Source organism: Alistipes dispar, from assembly GCF_006542685.1.
Taxonomy (GTDB): domain Bacteria; phylum Bacteroidota; class Bacteroidia; order Bacteroidales; family Rikenellaceae; genus Alistipes; species Alistipes dispar.
Genome location: NZ_AP019736.1, coordinates 1774366 through 1789702, shown reverse-complemented (window position 1 = coordinate 1789702; position 15337 = coordinate 1774366). Strand labels below are relative to the sequence as shown.

Sequence of the window (15337 nt, the reverse complement as noted above, 5' to 3'; positions counted from 1 at the left end):
GACTATTTACTATTTAGCACCTGCGGATTTGCCGGCCTTGCGACGGATCTGCTCGCCGACGAACTTGATACCCTTGCCCTTGTACGGCTCCGGCTTGCGCAGCGAGCGGAGCTTGGCGGCCACCTGGCCGATGAGCTGCTTGTCGGCGCTCTTGAGCGTCACGATCGGGTTGCCCTTCTTCTCCGTGACGGCCGTGGCGGTCACCTCCTTCGGAAGCAGGAAATGCGTATCGTGCGAATAGCCCAGGCTCATCTCGAGCACCTGGCCCTTCACCTCGGCCTTGAAGCCGACGCCCACGAGCTCCTGCTTGATCTCGTAACCCTTCGACACGCCGACGACCATGTTCTGGATCAGCGCGCGGTAGAGTCCGTGCATCGAACGGTGGCGGGGCTGGTTCGTGGGACGGGTCACGATCACGGCGGGCGTCTCCGCGCCCGTGTGGGGATCCGTGTGCGTGCCGACCTCTACTTTGATATCCGAGTCCACCTTCTGGCTCAGCGTCCCGAGTGGCCCTTTCACGCTTACCGTATTGTCGGCTGCGACCTCCACGGTCACGCCGGCAGGCAGGTTTACAGGTAATTTACCAATTCTTGACATTGTCTCTGTACGTTTTGAAAATTTGCAATTAGTAGATGTAGCACAGCACCTCGCCGCCCACGTTCTCCTTGCGGGCCTTGGCGTCGGTCATGATGCCTTTCGAAGTCGAGAGGATGGCGATGCCCAGACCGTTCAGCACGCGGGGCATGTCCGCAACCGACGCATACTGGCGCAGACCGGGACGGCTCACGCGCTTGAGGTTCTTGATGGCGTTGGTCTTCGTGGCGGCGTCCCACTTCAGCGCGATCTTGATCGAGGGGTGTCCCTGCTCGTCGGTGTCGAACTTGTAAGCGAGGATGTAGCCCTGCTCGTAGAGGATCTTGGTGATCTCCTGTTTAATTTTGGAACCGGGAGCTTCAACCACTTTGTGGTTGGCTTTCACCGCGTTTCTAATTCTGGTCAGAAAGTCCGCGATAGGATCAGTCATAACGAATAGAAGTTAAAATTAAAAATTGGTTAATTATTTATGCTTCAGCGCATTGCCTGTCTCCCGACATCTCCTGCGCCTCCGCCGTTCTCGTTTTGCGCTTCCCCCGCGGCCCGCCGCACGGCGATCCGGCCCGGGTATAAAAGCGCGCAAATATACGTATTATTTCTCAAATCACCAAGTTACGGGTCCGTTTTTACCCGCTCCGGACACGGCCCCCGGGAACGCAGACAATGTTAGCACCCCTTGTGTCGCTAACATCCGTCCGCACACGTTCCCCTTCCGTTCCGGGCCGGGAGGGCCCCTCGGTCGAGAAATCTGTACCAAATGCCGAACCTTTCGCAACGCCCCACATACCGGGAAGTTACCGCTTGCGGCGGCACTTTCCCCGATACTGCGGCGAAGTTACACGGGTTCCGCACCCTTATAAGCTCCGCGTCCTTCCGAGGGTCTCCCGGAGAGTTTCCGCGGCTCTGCGCCGTCGGAAAACGCCTTCGGACCCTTTGCAGGCTTCCACACCTTCCGGACGTTCGGAACTCGATATCGAAAGACCGGAAGCCGGAACCATGCGCGGTTCCCGCTTCCGGGTCGTTGCTACCAACTGGCCTTCGTCACGCCGGGAATCAGCCCCTTCGAGGCCATCTCGCGGAACTGGATACGGCTGATGCCGAACAGGCGGATATAGCCCTTGGGACGGCCGGTGATCTTGCAGCGGTTGTGCTGGCGGATCGGATTCGAGTTGCGGGGCAGCTTCGACAGTGCGATCCAGGCCTCCTCGTGATCCATCTCACCGCTCTTCACCTTGGCAGCGATCTCCTCGCGCTTGTGGGCGTAACGCTTCGCGAGCTTCTCACGCTTCACCTCGCGTGCCTTCATCGATTCTTTTGCCATAGCTTAATTCTTTTTAGCGTTCTTGAAAGGAAGGCCGAACTCGCGGAGCAGGGCGTAAGCCTCCTCGTCGGTCTTGGCCGTCGTTACGAAGGTGATCTCCATGCCGAAGATCTTGGTGATCTTGTCGATGTCGATCTCCGGGAAGATGATCTGCTCGGTGATGCCGAGGGTGTAGTTGCCCTGACCGTCGAACTTCTCGTTGATGCCCTTGAAGTCGCGGATGCGGGGGAGCGCCACGGCGATCAGACGCTCGAGGAACTCGTACATCTTCGTATCGCGCAGCGTCACGCGCACGCCGATCGGCATGCCCTTACGCAGCTTGAAGTTGGAGATGTCCTTCCGCGAACGGGTCTGCACGGCCTTCTGGCCGGCGATCTGCGTCAGCTCGGCCTCGGCCACGTCGATCAGCTTCTTGTCGGCGACGGCCTGACCCATACCCTGATTGATTACGATCTTGGTGAGCTTCGGGCACTGCATTACGCTCGAGTAGCCGAACTCCTTCATAAGGGCAGGCATGATCTGCTCCTTATACTGTGTCTTGAGTGTAGGTACGTATGCCATTATTTGATCTCCTCCCCTGACTTTTTAGCGTAACGAACTAATTTACCTTTGGCGTCCTTCTTGCGGCCGACCTTGGTGGGTTTGCCCGACTTGGGGTCGATGAGCATCAGGTTCGAAATGTGGATCGGAGCCTCCTGCTCGAGGATACCGCCCTGGGGATTCTTCGCATTGGGCTTGGTGGCCTTCTTGACGATGTTCACACCCTCGACGATGGCACGCTGCTTCGAAACCTCGACCTTCAGGACTTTGCCCTGCTGGCCCTTGCTGTCACCGGCGATGACCTGAACCTGGTCCCCCTTCTTAATATGTAATTTCACTGACATATCCGAAATTGTTTTTATGATTACAATACTTCGGGTGCGAGGGAGATAATCTTCATATACTGGTCACGCAGCTCACGAGCCACGGGGCCGAATATACGAGTACCGCGCATTTCACCCTGGTTGTTAAGCAGCACCACGGCATTGTCGTCGAAACGAATGTACGAACCGTTGGCACGGCGGATTTCCTTCGTGGTCCGCACCACGACGGCCTTCGACACGGCGCCCTTCTTGACGTCGCCCGAAGGAGTCGCGCTCTTCACCGCAACCACGATCTTATCGCCGATAGATGCGTAGCGGCGCTTCGTGCCGCCGAGCACCCGGATGCAAAGTACCTCCTTCGCTCCGCTGTTATCAGCTACTACGAGTCTACTTTCCTGTTGTATCATAACTACTTAGCTCTTTCAATGATTTGTACTAATCTCCAACGCTTCGTCTTGCTCAGCGGGCGGGTCTCCATGATGCGCACCGTATCGCCCTCCTTGCACGTCTCGTCGAGCGACTCGGCGACGAACTTCGTCGTCTTATTGACGAACTTGCCGTAGATAGGATGCTTCACCTTACGCGCTACCGCAACCACAATGGTTTTAGCCATCTTGTTGCTGACAACCACACCGATACGCTCTTTTCTCAGATTTCTTTCCATAGTTGTACTACTTATTTAGCGTTTTTTTGACGCAGAATCGTCAGCATGCGAGCTATATCTCTGCGGTTCTTCTTAATGATCGACGGGTTCTCGACGGGGGACACGGCGTGCTGCACCTTCAGCTTGGCGAGCTGGGCCTTTTCGGTCTCGATGCGTTCCGCGAGGTCCTTCGTCGAAAGGTCCTTGATTTCTGCACTTTTCATCTTGCGTTCCCTTAAATTGTGGTTTCGACGTAGTCACGTCTTACGATAAACTTGGTGGTAATAGGCAGTTTCTGGGCTCCCAGACGCAGCGCCTCCTGCGCTACGGCCAGGGGCACGCCCTCCGCCTCGAAGAGAATGCGTCCCGGAGTTACGGGCGCCACGAAGCCTTCGGGGTTACCCTTACCCTTACCCATACGCACCTCGGCGGGCTTCTTCGTGATGGGTTTGTCGGGGAAAATGCGGATCCAGAGCTGACCTTCACGCTTCATGTAACGCGTAATGGCCTGACGGGCCGCCTCTATCTGACGACCCGTGATCCAGGTCGATTCAAGTGCCTTGATTGCGAACGATCCGTATGCGAGCTGGTTACCTCTTTGAGCAAGCCCCTTCATACGGCCTTTCTGCATTCTTCTAAATTTGGTCTTTTTCGGCTGTAACATGTTAGTTCTGCTTTAAAAAGGTCCTTACTACTGATTGTTGTTGCGACGGTCCCCGCGACGTCCGCCCCGGCGGTCGCCGCCACGACGGTCCCCGCCGCGACGCTCCCGGCGGTCGCCGCGCTCGCCGCGGTCGCCCGAAGCGGCCTGCGCCGAGGCTCCGGCGATCTCGAACAGATCGCGCTTGCCGTACACCGTGCCCTGGCAGATCCAGACCTTCACGCCCAGGATGCCCACCTTGGTGAGCGCCTCCGTGAGGCAGTAGTCGATGTCGGCACGGAAGGTGTGCAGCGGAATGCGTCCCTCCTTGATCGTCTCCGTGCGGGCCATCTCGGCGCCGCCGACACGGCCGGCCACCTGTACCTTGATGCCCTCGGCGCCCATGCGCATCGTCGATGCCACGGCCGTCTTCACGGCACGGCGGAACGACACGCGGCCCTCGAGCTGACGGGCGATGTTCTGGCCCACGATGACGGCATCCACCTCGGGACGCTTCACCTCGAAGATGTTGATCTGGATCTCCTTGCCGGTGAGCTTCTTGAGCTCCTCCTTGAGCTTGTCCACCTCCTGGCCGCCCTTGCCGATGATGATACCCGGACGTGCGGTCGAGATCGTAACCGTGACCAGCTTCAACGTGCGCTCGATGATGATCTTCGAGATCGAAGCCTTCTGCAGACGGACATTCAGATACTTGCGGATCTTGGCGTCCTCGACGAGCTTGTCGGAGAAATCCTTGCCACCGAACCAGTTGGAATCCCAACCGCGGATGATACCAAGACGATTTGCTATCGGATTAACTTTCTGTCCCATCTGATTACTTGTTTTCTACGGTTACCATTTTGTCTACTACGATCGTCACATGGTTCGAACGCTTGCGGATACGGTGTGCGCGACCCTGCGGAGCAGCCTGAATGCGCTTCAGCATGCGGCCGCCGTCCACGAATACCTCCTTCACGCAGAGCTTCGTGTCCTCCAGACGCTCCGATTCGTTCTTGGCCTCCCAGTTGGCGATCGCCGACTTGAGGAGCTTCTCCATACGGATCGAGGCCTCCTTCTTCGAGTAGCGGAGGATACCCAGCGCCTTGTTGATCTCCACGCCGCGGATGATGTCGGCCACCAGGCGCATCTTACGGGGAGAGGTCGGGCAGTCGCGCATGACGGCGATTGCCTTCTGCTTCTTTTCAGCCTTCAGTTTCTCGGCTCTATTTGCTTTTCTTGCACCCATTTTCTACCTATTTTTTCTTGTTACCTGCATGACCACGGAAGTTGCGCGTGGGAGCAAACTCGCCGAGTTTGTGTCCTACCATGTTCTCCGTCACATACACCGGGATGAATTTGTTTCCGTTGTGAACGGCGATCGTCTGACCCACGAAGTCAGGCGAGATCATACTTGCTCGTGACCATGTCTTGATTACCGACTTCTTGTTTCCTTCGGCCTGGGCCACCACTTTGGCCTCGAGCTTGGGGTCGATAAACGGTCCTTTTTTCAATGAACGGCTCATTATGTACTCTTTTTAATTATTTTTTCTTCTTGGAAATAATAAACTTCGAGGTCGTCTTCTTCGGATTACGCGTCTTGTAACCCTTGGCAAGCAGACCCTTGCGCGAACGCGGGTGACCGCCCGACGCACGACCTTCGCCACCGCCCATCGGGTGATCAACCGGGTTCATCACGACGCCGCGGTTGCGGGGACGACGGCCGCGCCAACGCTCACGACCGGCCTTGCCCGAGCTTTCGAGGCTGTGGTCGATATTCGACACGACACCCACCGTAGCGCGGCAAGTTACGAGTACCATACGAGTCTCGCCCGAAGGCAGCTTGATGATGGCGAATTTGCCCTCACGAGCCAGCAACTGGGCGTAGGAACCGGCCGAACGCGCCATGGCTGCGCCCTGACCGGGGTAGAGTTCGATGTTGTGGACGACCGTACCCAGGGGAATCTCGCTCAGGAAGAGCGTGTTTCCGACCTCGGGAGCGACACCTGCGCCGCTCATTACGGTCTGGCCCACCTGGAGGCCGTTCGGTGCGATGATATAGCTCTTCTCACCGTCGGCATATACCAGAAGTGCAATGCGTGCAGTACGATTGGGGTCGTACTCGATAGATTTTACAGTCGCAGGGATGCCGTCCTTCGAGCGCTTGAAATCGACCAGACGGTACATCTGCTTGTGACCGCCGCCGATATAGCGTACCGTCATCTTGCCGACGTTGTTGCGGCCGCCCGTGCTCTTCTTGGGGCTGAGAAGCGATTTTTCCGGCGTCGATTTGGTGATCTCGTCGAACGTGCCGATAATCTTATGTCGCGTACCTGCGGTAACAGGTTTGAATTTTCTTACTGCCATCTCCGTTAGATATTACTGTAAAAATCTATCTTGTCTCCATCCTTCAAGGTGACGATCGCCTTCTTGAAGTTGTTAGCGCGGCCCTCGAGCAGACCCGCCTTCGTATAGCGGCTCTTGAGCTTACCCATGTAGTTCACGGTGTTCACGTCCGTTACGACGACGTTGTACATCTGCTCTACGGCATTGCGAATCTGCAGCTTGTTAGCCCTCACGTCAACGATAAAACCGTAGCGATTCAACTTTTCGCCCTGAATCGTCATTTTCTCGGTCAAAACCGGCTTAATAATAATGTCCATTGTAACTTTGCGTTTTTAAGCTAACATCGTATTCAAAACATTCTCGGCGCCCTCCACCATCACGATGGCCGATGCGTTCATCACGTCGTAGGTGCAGACGTTCTGAGCCAGCACGGGCTTCACGTACGGGAGATTGCGGCACGACAACTGCACGTTCACGTTCGATTCCGGCAGTACGAGGAGCACCTTCTTGTCCGACACCTTCAGCGCCTCGGCCAGCGCCACGACCGACTTGGTCTTGGGGGCCTCCATCGAGATCGCCTCGACGACGCTGATCGCTCCGGCCTGCGCCTTGTAGGTCAGCGCGCTGCGGCGTGCCAGTTGCTTGAGCTTCTTGTTGAGCTTGAAGCTGTAGTCGCGGGGCTGGGGACCGAACACGCGGCCGCCGCCCGGGAAAAGCGGCGAGAGGATGCTGCCGCAGCGGGCGCCGCCCGTGCCTTTCTGACGCTTGAGCTTGCGCGTCGAACCGGCAACCTCGTTGCGCTGCTTCGACTTGTGCGTGCCCTGACGCTGATCGGCCAGATACTGCTTCACGTCGAGGTAGATAGCGTGGTCATTAGCCTCCACGCCGAAAACGGCGTCCGAAAGGACTACCTTACGTCCCGTTTCCTTTCCTTGTGTGTTCAATACAGCTAATTCCATACTACTTCTCAATTGTTAAATAAGCACCTTTTGCACCCGGAATCGAACCCTTCACGAGGATCAGGTTGCTCTCGGGAATAACCTTCAAAACCTTCAGGTTAAGCACCTTAACCTGCTCTCCGCCCATCTGGCCGGGCAGACGCTTGCCCTTGAAGACGCGCGACGGATAGGACGATGCGCCCAACGAACCGGGCTTGCGCTGACGGTTGTGCTGGCCGTGGGTCTGACCGCCCACGCCGCCGAAGCCGTGACGCTTCACGACGCCCTGGAAGCCTTTGCCTTTCGAAATCCCGGTCACGTCCACCCAGTCCTCCTCCGAGAAGAGGTCCACGGTCAGCGTGTCGCCGAGCGCCACTTCGGGCATCCCCTTGAACTCGGCCATCTTGCGCTTGGGGGTCGTGCCGGCTTTCTTGAAGTGACCTAACAAACTGTTGCTGGTGTGCTTTTCACTTTTCTCGTCATAGGCAATCTGAACCGCCTCGTAGGAGTCCTTCTCGACGGTTTTGATTTGCGTAACAACGCAGGGACCAGCCTCGATGACAGTGCATGGTATGTTCTTACCCTCGGCACTGTAAACGGAAGTCATTCCGATTTTCTTTCCAATAAGTCCTGACATTTGTTGTCAATTGTTTGTTATAAAATACTGAAAGTGATGTTTCTTCATCGCTCTCCCACCGATGCGCCGGCGACGGCGGCCGAGCCGCCGCGCCGTGCCGGTAAGGAATGCTCCCGGTCGCCGCAGCGGCCGGAGTTCGTCATGCTGCCGGATCAGACCTTGATCTCGACCTCGACACCCGAAGGAAGTTCGAGTTTCATCAACGCGTCGATCGTCTTGGGCGTGGACGAGTAGATGTCGAGAATGCGCTTGAAGGTGCAAAGCTGGAACTGCTCGCGGGCCTTCTTGTTCACGAAGGTCGAACGGTTCACCGTAAAGATCTGCTTGTGCGTGGGGAGGGGAACCGGACCGCTCACGACAGCGCCCGTGCTCTTCACGGTCTTCACAATCTTCTCGGCCGACTTGTCCACAAGATTGTGATCGAATGACTTTAACTTAATTCTAATCTTCTGGTTCATATGTTTGCTTATTCTATATCCTTACGTTTACCACTCGCTTTCTCGATGATCTCCTTGGCCAGGTTGGCGGGAACCTCCTCGAAGTGCGAGAACTCCATGGACGAGGTGGCGCGGCCCGACGAAATCGTGCGCAGCACGGTCACGTAGCCGAACATTTCCGACAGGGGAACCTTCGCTTTCACGACGCGCGCCGTACCTTTCGACTCCATGCCGGTAATCTGGCCGCGGCGCTTGTTCAGGTCGCCGATGATGTCGCCCATGTTCTCCTCGGGGGTCACGACCTCCACGGACATTACGGGCTCCAGAATCACCGAACCCGCCTTGGGAGCGGCATTGCGGTAACCGTTGCGGGCAGCGATCTCGAACGACAACTGGTCGGAGTCCACGGGGTGGAACGAACCGTCGAGCAGCGTGATCTTCATCGAGTCCATCGGATAGCCGGCCAGCGCACCGTTGGCCATGGCCGACTCGAAACCCTTCTGAACCGACGGGATGAACTCCTTGGGAATATTGCCGCCCTTGACCTGATCCACGAACTCCAGACCCATCTTGCCGTCCTCGGCGGGACCGATCTCGAAGATGATGTCGGCGAACTTACCGCGGCCGCCGGTCTGCTTCTTGAAGACCTCGCGGTGCTGGACCGTCTTGGTGAGCGACTCCTTGTAGTTCACCTGCGGAGCGCCCTGGTTGATCTCCACGCCGAACTCGCGGCGCAGACGGTCCACGATGATGTCGAGGTGCAACTCGCCCATGCCGCTGATCACCGTCTGACCCGAATCCTCGTCGGTGTGCACCGTGAAGGTGGGGTCCTCTTCGGCCAGCTTCGCCAGCGCGATGCCGAGCTTGTCGAGGTCCTTCTGGGTCTTGGGCTCCACGGCCAGACCGATCACCGGTTCGGGGAAGGTCATCTGCTCGAGCACGATCGGAGCGTTCTCGGCGCAGAGCGTGTCGCCCGTGCGGATCTCCTTGAAACCTACGGCCGCGCAGATGTCGCCGGCGCCGACGGTCTCCATCGGGTTCTGCTTGTTGGCGTGCATCTGGTAGATGCGGCTGATACGCTCGCGCTTGCCGCTGCGTGCGTTGAGCACGTACGAACCGGCATCGAGCTTGCCCGAGTAAACGCGGACAAAAGCCAGACGTCCCACGAAGGGGTCGGTGGCGATCTTGAAGGCCAGGCCGCAGAAAGGATCCTCCTCCGAAGCGTGGCGGACCTCCTCCTGCTCGGTCTTGGGGTTCATGCCCGTCACGGCCGGAACGTCCAGCGGCGAAGGCAGGAACGCCATCACGTAGTCGAGCAGCTTCTGCACGCCCTTGTTGTGGAACGACGAACCGCAGAGCATCGGGACGATCTGCATGGAGATCGTGGCCTTGCGGATGGCTGCGAGCAGCTCGTCGGGCGTGATCGAATCGGGATCCTCGAAGAACTTCTCCATCAGCGCGTCGTCCGTAGCGGCGACCTCCTCAATGAGTTTGGCGCGCCACTCGGCGGCCTCGGCCTTCATCGCCTCGGGAATCTCGCGCAGCTCGAAGTTGTCGCGGACGGTCTTGTCGTCGAAATAGTAGATCGCATTATTATATATAAGGTCTACCAGTCCCTCGAACTTGTCCTCGGCGCCGATAGGCAGTACGACCGGAAGGGCCGTAGCGCCGAAGTGCTCCTTGATCTGCGCGCAGACCGACAGGAAGTCGGCGCCCGTGCGGTCCATCTTATTGACGTAACCGATACGGGGAACGTTGTATTTGTCGGCCTGACGCCATACGGTCTCCGACTGCGGCTCCACGCCGCCCACGGCGCAGAACGTGGCGATCGCGCCGTCGAGCACGCGCAGCGAACGCTCCACCTCGACGGTGAAGTCCACGTGTCCCGGGGTGTCGATCAGGTTGATCTGGTACTGGTGGTCCTTGTACTGCCAGAAGGCCGTCGTGGCGGCCGAGGTGATCGTGATGCCGCGCTCCTGCTCCTGGACCATCCAGTCCATCGTAGCGCCGCCCTCGTGCACCTCGCCGATCTTGTGGGTCTTGCCCGTGTAGAAAAGGATTCGCTCGGACGTGGTGGTCTTACCGGCGTCGATGTGAGCCATGATGCCGATATTGCGAGTGTAATGTAAATCTCTGGTTGCCATCTTTCTGTCCCTGTTTTAGAATCTGAAGTGTGCGAATGCCTTGTTGGCCTCGGCCATGCGGTGCATCTCCTCCTTGCGCTTGAAGGCGGCACCCTGCTGGTTGTAGGCGTCCACGATCTCTGCTGCGAGCTTATCAGCCATCGTCTTGCCGGCGCGCTTGCGGGAATAGAGGACAAGGTTCTTCATGGAAATAGAAATCTTGCGCTCCGGACGAACCTCCATAGGAACCTGGAAGGTGGCGCCACCGATACGCTTCGACTTCACTTCGACCTGAGGAGTGATGTTCTCGAGGGCCTGTTTCCAGATTTCCAGCGGAGATTTATCAGCATCCTTCATCTTCTTGCCCACGATCTCGAGCGAGTCGTAGAAAATCGTGTAGGCAATACTCTTCTTACCATCCAGCATAAGGTTGTTCACGAAACGGGTCACGGCCACGTCTCCGAACTTCGGATCCGGAAGTAGAATTCGCTTCTTTGGCTTAGCTTTTCTCATTGCTATTTAAATGTGCTTCTTGTTAAATGGTTCTCGATTGACTATTTGCCCGCCTTGGGACGCTTGGCGCCGTACTTCGAACGACGCTGACGGCGACCGTCCACGCCGGCCGAGTCGAGCGCGCCGCGCACGAGGTGATAACGCACGCCGGGGAGGTCCTTCACACGGCCGCCGCGGACGAGCACGATCGAGTGCTCCTGCAGGTTGTGGCCCTCGCCGGGGATGTAGGCATTGACCTCCTTGCCGTTGGTCAGACGAACACGCGCCACCTTACGCATAGCCGAGTTAGGCTTCTTCGGGGTCGTCGTGTACACACGGGTACAAACGCCGCGACGCTGGGGACACGCTGCGAGTGCCGGGGACTTCGACTTGTCCTCCATGCTCACTCGACCGTTTCTCACTAACTGTTGAATAGTTGGCATTTCTTAAACTGTCCTTTAAGTTGTTAAAAAATCTATTTCCATTGTCCAAAATGGACTGCAAAGGTACGCAATTTTTTGGAAATACAATATATATGCGGCTCTTTTTTCGCGTTTTCACGGGTTTTCGCGCCGCTTCCGATTCTTTTTATTTATAATTTTGAAAAACATATAAACAAATCATTATACATAAAACCGTAACGGGCTCGATTCCAAAGCATTGACCCGCACAGGCAAAAAAAAGGCCGGAGCCTTCCGAAAGGCTCCGGCCCGACAGGGCAATCCGCTGCGGATCACTTCTTTTCGCAGCCGCACTCGGAGGAGGCCACCAGCATCCAGACCAGCTTTTCCTGCTCCCTCAGGTAGTCGCTCATCAGGGCTGCGGTTCCCTCGTCTCCGGCCTCCGAAGCCTGCGCGAGCAACTTGCGCTCCTCGCCGATCAGGTGGCCGTAACTCTCCAGCACCAGCTTCACCGCCTCGTCCGAGCACGAGATGCCCGAGACCTCCTTCAGACGGGCCGACCGCAGGTACTCGCTGAACCGGTTCTCGGGAACCTCCCCGAGCATCAGGATCCGCTCGGCCAGTTCGTCGGCCTTTTCGGAAACGTCGTCATACAGTTCCTCGAATTTGGCGTGCAGCACGAAGAAGCCGTGTCCCTTGATGTTCCAGTGCAGTCCGCGCAGGTTCGAATAGAAAATCTGATAGTCGGCCAGAAGCTGCTTCAGCGAAGCGGCCACACCCTTGGCCGCGGATGCATCGAGATGCAAAAAATCCATTGTTTTCATAATCGTAATCGGTATTGGTTAATAAATTTTATAAATATTATTTCTAATTTTCATAGGCAAAGATAATACTAATATTCCGGCTTGTCAAATCTTTATTTTTTATATGCCAATAGGTTAAGCCTATATCCGGAGCGAACGGGGAGCAAATACCGCGCCGGAGCATCCGGAAAGGCCGCCTTTTCCCGGCCGGGCCGGACAGCGGCACGTGCGGCAAACCGGAAAAACGGGAGGTTTCCGGCGCGGAATCCGAAAAGTTTTCCTTAATTTTGCGGGAAATTCGGCAATAAATCGAAACCAGATATGGAGTACAATTTCAAGGAGATCGAATCCCGGTGGCAGCAGCGCTGGAGAGAGAACAAGACCTACCGCGTCGAAACAGACCCCTCGCGGCCCAAATTCTACGTCCTCGACATGTTTCCCTATCCTTCGGGGGCGGGCCTGCACGTCGGGCATCCGCTGGGCTACATCGCCTCGGATATCTATTCGCGCTACAAACGTCTCAAGGGGTTCAACGTCCTGCACCCGATGGGTTACGACGCATTCGGTCTTCCGGCCGAGCAGTACGCCATCCAGACGGGACAGCACCCGGCCGTGACGACCGAGCGCAACATCGCCCGCTACCGCGAGCAGCTCGACAAGATCGGCTTCTCGTTCGACTGGGACCGCGAGGTGCGCACGTGCGATCCGAAATACTACAAGTGGACGCAGTGGGCCTTCCTCAAAATGTTCGCCTCCTACTACTGCAACGACAGGCAGCAGGCGCGTCCGATCGAGGAGCTGAAGGCCGCCTTCGCCGCATCGGGGACCGAGGGGCTGAACGTCGCCTGCACGACCGAAATGCGTTTCACGGCCGCGGAGTGGAACGCCTGGGACGAGGTGCGGCGCGAGCAGGTGCTGCAAAACTACCGTCTGGCCTACCGAGCCGACACGATGGTGAACTGGTGTCCGAAGCTGGGCACGGTGCTGGCCAACGACGAGGTGCGCGACGGACTGTCGGTGCGCGGAGGCTATCCCGTGGAACAGAAGCGCATGAAGCAATGGCTGCTCCGCGTGACGGCCTACGCCCAGCGGATGCTCGACGGGCTGGAGGGGCTCGAATGGAGCGACTCGCTCAAGGAGATCCAGCGCAACTGGATCGGCCGTTCGGTCGGCGCGCAGGTCTTCTTCGACATCCAGGGTTCGGACCGCAAGCTCGAAATCTTCACCACGCGTCCCGACACGATCTTCGGCGTGACGTTCATGGTCATCGCCCCCGAACACGAGTGGGTCGGCGAGCTCACCACGCCCGAAAACCGGGACGCCGTCGAACGGTACATCGCCGAAGCGCGGAAGCGCTCGGAACGCGAGCGCATCGCCGAGACGCGGCGCGTGAGCGGCGTGGCGACGGGCTCCTGCGCGGTGAATCCCTTCACCGGGAAGGCCATTCCGATCTACGTCTCGGACTACGTGCTGGCCGGTTACGGCACGGGGGCCATCATGGCCGTCCCGGCGCACGACTCGCGCGACTGGGCCTTCGCGCGCCACTTCGGGCTGGAGGTGATCCCGGTGGTCGAAGGCGGCGACGTCGAGAAGGAGTCCTACGACGCCAAGGCCGGCCGGATGATCAACTCGGGATTCCTCGACGGCAAGGAGGTCAAGGAGGCCATCGCGCTGATGTTCGACGAGGTGGAGCGGCGCGGTCTGGGCAAACGCCTGGTCAATTACCGGCTGCGCGACGCCATCTTCTCGCGCCAGCGCTACTGGGGCGAGCCGTTCCCGATCTATTACAGGGACGACGTGGCCCGTCCGCTCGCGGAAGACGCGCTGCCGCTCGAGCTGCCCCCGATCGAGGATTTCGGACCCACGGCCGAGGGCGAACCGCCGCTGGCCCGCGCGAAGGAGTGGCACACCCCCGACGGGTATCCCTACGAGCTCTCGACGATGCCCGGGTTCGCCGGCTCGTCGGCCTACTACCTGCGCTACATGGACCCGCACAACGACGAGGCGCTCGTCGGCAGGGAGGCCGACGAATACTGGCGCAGCGTCGATCTCTACGTCGGCGGCATCGAGCACGCCACGGGCCACCTCATGTATTCGCGTTTCTGGAACATGTTCCTCTACGACCTGGGATACGTCTGCGAGCCGGAACCGTTCCGCAAACTCGTCAATCAGGGCATGATCCAGGGCCGTTCGAACTTCGTCTATCGCGTCGTGGGGACCAACAAGTTCGTATCGTTCGGGCTCAAGGAGCAATACGAGACGCAGGAGATCCACGTGGACGTGAACATCGTGAAGAACGACATCCTGGACCAGGAGGCCTTCCGCCGCTGGATGCCCGACTTCCGGGACGCGGAGTTCATCCTCGAAGACGGCAGATACGTCTGCGGCTGGGCCGTCGAGAAAATGTCGAAATCCATGTACAACGTCGTGAATCCCGACTACATCGTGGAGAACTACGGCGCCGACACGCTGCGCATGTACGAAATGTTCCTCGGGCCGCTCGAACAGTCGAAGCCCTGGGACACGAACGGCATCGACGGCGTGCACAAATTCCTGCGCCGCTTCTGGAGGCTGTTCTTCGACCGCGACGGGAAACTGGCCGTGACCGGCGACGCGGCGACCGAAAAGGAGCTGCGCACGCTGCACAAGACGATCCGCAAGGTGACCGACGACATCGAGAACTTCTCGTTCAACACCTCCGTCGCGGCCTTCATGATCTGCCTCAACGAGCTGGGCGACTGCTCCAAGCGCGAGGTGCTCGAACCCCTCACGGTGCTCATCGCGCCCTTCGCGCCGCACATCGCCGAGGAACTCTGGTCGCGGCTGGGCAACGCCGGCTCGGTCTGCGACGCCGCCTATCCCGTCTGCGACGAGAAGTACCTGAAGCAAAACGCCTTCGAATACCCCGTTTCGATCAACGGCAAACTCCGCTTCAAAAAGGAGTACGCCGCGTCGATGACCCCGGCCGAAATCCAGGCCGACGTCGTCGCCGCCCCCGAGGCACAGAAATGGATCGAGGGCCGCACGCCGAAAAAGGTGATCGTCGTGCCGGGCAAGATCATCAACATCGTCATCTGACCCGTCCACGCACGCCAGACCGTC

General features: G+C 58.2%; 22 protein-coding genes. 1 reads left to right on the top strand and 21 read right to left on the bottom strand.

Annotated features, from left to right (window positions below):
• Positions 1-9: 9 nt before the first annotated feature.
• The 21 genes from rplF to FME97_RS07420 all read right to left on the bottom strand — a co-directional run bounded on the left by rplF (position 10) and on the right by FME97_RS07420 (position 12256).
• A complete protein-coding gene (gene rplF, locus FME97_RS07520; protein WP_141428677.1) occupies positions 10-597 on the bottom strand; it encodes a 50S ribosomal protein L6 in 588 nt (195 codons plus the stop codon).
• Between the two features lie 28 nt (positions 598-625).
• Positions 626-1024 carry a 30S ribosomal protein S8 gene (gene rpsH, locus FME97_RS07515; protein ID WP_141428675.1) on the bottom strand — a complete coding sequence of 133 codons (399 nt, stop codon included), beginning with the start codon at positions 1022-1024 and terminating at the stop codon, positions 626-628.
• Between the two features lie 594 nt (positions 1025-1618).
• Positions 1619-1915, bottom strand: coding sequence for a 30S ribosomal protein S14 (rpsN, locus tag FME97_RS07510; protein ID WP_022307370.1), 297 nt, complete (start codon positions 1913-1915; stop codon positions 1619-1621).
• 3 nt (positions 1916-1918) lie between these two features.
• On the bottom strand, positions 1919-2476 hold the full coding sequence (gene rplE, locus FME97_RS07505) for a 50S ribosomal protein L5 (RefSeq protein ID WP_141428674.1): 558 nt from the start codon (positions 2474-2476) through the stop codon (positions 1919-1921).
• Positions 2476-2799: a 50S ribosomal protein L24 gene (gene rplX / locus FME97_RS07500; RefSeq protein WP_141428673.1), complete on the bottom strand. Its 324-nt coding sequence runs from the start codon at positions 2797-2799 to the stop codon at positions 2476-2478. The genes rplE and rplX overlap by 1 nt, the downstream gene beginning before the upstream one ends.
• Before the next feature lie 20 nt (positions 2800-2819).
• Positions 2820-3185 (bottom strand): 50S ribosomal protein L14, encoded by a 366-nt coding sequence (rplN, locus tag FME97_RS07495; RefSeq protein WP_018696462.1) that lies wholly within the window; start codon positions 3183-3185, stop codon positions 2820-2822.
• 2 nt (positions 3186-3187) lie between these two features.
• Positions 3188-3442 (bottom strand): 30S ribosomal protein S17, encoded by a 255-nt coding sequence (gene rpsQ, locus FME97_RS07490; protein WP_087311259.1) that lies wholly within the window; start codon positions 3440-3442, stop codon positions 3188-3190.
• 11 nt (positions 3443-3453) lie between these two features.
• The gene (gene rpmC, locus FME97_RS07485; RefSeq protein ID WP_141428672.1) at positions 3454-3645 is read right to left on the bottom strand and encodes a 50S ribosomal protein L29; all 192 of its coding nucleotides are present in this window, start codon (positions 3643-3645) and stop codon (positions 3454-3456) included.
• Between the two features lie 11 nt (positions 3646-3656).
• On the bottom strand, positions 3657-4085 hold the full coding sequence (gene rplP, locus FME97_RS07480) for a 50S ribosomal protein L16 (RefSeq protein WP_087263390.1): 429 nt from the start codon (positions 4083-4085) through the stop codon (positions 3657-3659).
• A 27-nt stretch (positions 4086-4112) separates the two neighbouring features.
• Positions 4113-4892, bottom strand: a complete 780-nt coding sequence (rpsC, locus tag FME97_RS07475) for a 30S ribosomal protein S3 (protein WP_141428670.1) — start codon at positions 4890-4892, stop codon at positions 4113-4115.
• Positions 4893-4896: 4 nt separating this feature from the next.
• The gene (gene rplV, locus FME97_RS07470; RefSeq protein WP_141428668.1) at positions 4897-5307 is read right to left on the bottom strand and encodes a 50S ribosomal protein L22; all 411 of its coding nucleotides are present in this window, start codon (positions 5305-5307) and stop codon (positions 4897-4899) included.
• A gap of 7 nt (positions 5308-5314) precedes the next feature.
• Positions 5315-5584 (bottom strand): 30S ribosomal protein S19, encoded by a 270-nt coding sequence (gene rpsS, locus FME97_RS07465; RefSeq protein ID WP_009597568.1) that lies wholly within the window; start codon positions 5582-5584, stop codon positions 5315-5317.
• Between the two features lie 16 nt (positions 5585-5600).
• Positions 5601-6425: a 50S ribosomal protein L2 gene (gene rplB, locus FME97_RS07460; RefSeq protein WP_141428666.1), complete on the bottom strand. Its 825-nt coding sequence runs from the start codon at positions 6423-6425 to the stop codon at positions 5601-5603.
• A gap of 5 nt (positions 6426-6430) precedes the next feature.
• Positions 6431-6721 (bottom strand): 50S ribosomal protein L23, encoded by a 291-nt coding sequence (rplW, locus tag FME97_RS07455; RefSeq protein WP_015547048.1) that lies wholly within the window; start codon positions 6719-6721, stop codon positions 6431-6433.
• Positions 6722-6736: 15 nt separating this feature from the next.
• Positions 6737-7363, bottom strand: coding sequence for a 50S ribosomal protein L4 (gene rplD / locus FME97_RS07450; RefSeq protein ID WP_141428665.1), 627 nt, complete (start codon positions 7361-7363; stop codon positions 6737-6739).
• Between the two features lies 1 nt (position 7364).
• Positions 7365-7979 (bottom strand): 50S ribosomal protein L3, encoded by a 615-nt coding sequence (rplC, locus tag FME97_RS07445; protein ID WP_141428663.1) that lies wholly within the window; start codon positions 7977-7979, stop codon positions 7365-7367.
• A gap of 152 nt (positions 7980-8131) precedes the next feature.
• On the bottom strand, positions 8132-8437 hold the full coding sequence (rpsJ, locus tag FME97_RS07440) for a 30S ribosomal protein S10 (protein WP_004329464.1): 306 nt from the start codon (positions 8435-8437) through the stop codon (positions 8132-8134).
• 8 nt (positions 8438-8445) lie between these two features.
• A complete protein-coding gene (gene fusA / locus FME97_RS07435) occupies positions 8446-10560 on the bottom strand; it encodes an elongation factor G (RefSeq protein ID WP_141428661.1) in 2115 nt (704 codons plus the stop codon).
• 15 nt (positions 10561-10575) lie between these two features.
• Positions 10576-11052: a 30S ribosomal protein S7 gene (gene rpsG / locus FME97_RS07430; protein ID WP_087263382.1), complete on the bottom strand. Its 477-nt coding sequence runs from the start codon at positions 11050-11052 to the stop codon at positions 10576-10578.
• A 41-nt stretch (positions 11053-11093) separates the two neighbouring features.
• Positions 11094-11474, bottom strand: coding sequence for a 30S ribosomal protein S12 (gene rpsL / locus FME97_RS07425; RefSeq protein ID WP_026318484.1), 381 nt, complete (start codon positions 11472-11474; stop codon positions 11094-11096).
• A gap of 290 nt (positions 11475-11764) precedes the next feature.
• A complete protein-coding gene (locus FME97_RS07420) occupies positions 11765-12256 on the bottom strand; it encodes a Dps family protein (protein ID WP_141428659.1) in 492 nt (163 codons plus the stop codon).
• Positions 12257-12556: 300 nt separating this feature from the next.
• Between FME97_RS07420 and leuS the strand changes: the two genes are divergently transcribed.
• Entirely contained in the window at positions 12557-15313 is a 2757-nt protein-coding gene (gene leuS, locus FME97_RS07415; protein WP_141428657.1) for a leucine--tRNA ligase, read from the top strand.
• Positions 15314-15337: the final 24 nt, after the last annotated feature.

Coding starts and splice junctions, on each gene's coding strand:
- rplF (WP_141428677.1), bottom strand. CDS start 597: ATGTCAAGAATTGGTAAATTACCTGTAAACCTGCCTGCCGGCGTGACC.
- rpsH (WP_141428675.1), bottom strand. CDS start 1,024: ATGACTGATCCTATCGCGGACTTTCTGACCAGAATTAGAAACGCGGTG.
- rpsN (WP_022307370.1), bottom strand. CDS start 1,915: ATGGCAAAAGAATCGATGAAGGCACGCGAGGTGAAGCGTGAGAAGCTC.
- rplE (WP_141428674.1), bottom strand. CDS start 2,476: ATGGCATACGTACCTACACTCAAGACACAGTATAAGGAGCAGATCATG.
- rplX (WP_141428673.1), bottom strand. CDS start 2,799: ATGTCAGTGAAATTACATATTAAGAAGGGGGACCAGGTTCAGGTCATC.
- rplN (WP_018696462.1), bottom strand. CDS start 3,185: ATGATACAACAGGAAAGTAGACTCGTAGTAGCTGATAACAGCGGAGCG.
- rpsQ (WP_087311259.1), bottom strand. CDS start 3,442: ATGGAAAGAAATCTGAGAAAAGAGCGTATCGGTGTGGTTGTCAGCAAC.
- rpmC (WP_141428672.1), bottom strand. CDS start 3,645: ATGAAAAGTGCAGAAATCAAGGACCTTTCGACGAAGGACCTCGCGGAA.
- rplP (WP_087263390.1), bottom strand. CDS start 4,085: ATGTTACAGCCGAAAAAGACCAAATTTAGAAGAATGCAGAAAGGCCGT.
- rpsC (WP_141428670.1), bottom strand. CDS start 4,892: ATGGGACAGAAAGTTAATCCGATAGCAAATCGTCTTGGTATCATCCGC.
- rplV (WP_141428668.1), bottom strand. CDS start 5,307: ATGGGTGCAAGAAAAGCAAATAGAGCCGAGAAACTGAAGGCTGAAAAG.
- rpsS (WP_009597568.1), bottom strand. CDS start 5,584: ATGAGCCGTTCATTGAAAAAAGGACCGTTTATCGACCCCAAGCTCGAG.
- rplB (WP_141428666.1), bottom strand. CDS start 6,425: ATGGCAGTAAGAAAATTCAAACCTGTTACCGCAGGTACGCGACATAAG.
- rplW (WP_015547048.1), bottom strand. CDS start 6,721: ATGGACATTATTATTAAGCCGGTTTTGACCGAGAAAATGACGATTCAG.
- rplD (WP_141428665.1), bottom strand. CDS start 7,363: ATGGAATTAGCTGTATTGAACACACAAGGAAAGGAAACGGGACGTAAG.
- rplC (WP_141428663.1), bottom strand. CDS start 7,979: ATGTCAGGACTTATTGGAAAGAAAATCGGAATGACTTCCGTTTACAGT.
- rpsJ (WP_004329464.1), bottom strand. CDS start 8,437: ATGAACCAGAAGATTAGAATTAAGTTAAAGTCATTCGATCACAATCTT.
- fusA (WP_141428661.1), bottom strand. CDS start 10,560: ATGGCAACCAGAGATTTACATTACACTCGCAATATCGGCATCATGGCT.
- rpsG (WP_087263382.1), bottom strand. CDS start 11,052: ATGAGAAAAGCTAAGCCAAAGAAGCGAATTCTACTTCCGGATCCGAAG.
- rpsL (WP_026318484.1), bottom strand. CDS start 11,474: ATGCCAACTATTCAACAGTTAGTGAGAAACGGTCGAGTGAGCATGGAG.
- FME97_RS07420 (WP_141428659.1), bottom strand. CDS start 12,256: ATGAAAACAATGGATTTTTTGCATCTCGATGCATCCGCGGCCAAGGGT.
- leuS (WP_141428657.1), top strand. CDS start 12,557: ATGGAGTACAATTTCAAGGAGATCGAATCCCGGTGGCAGCAGCGCTGG.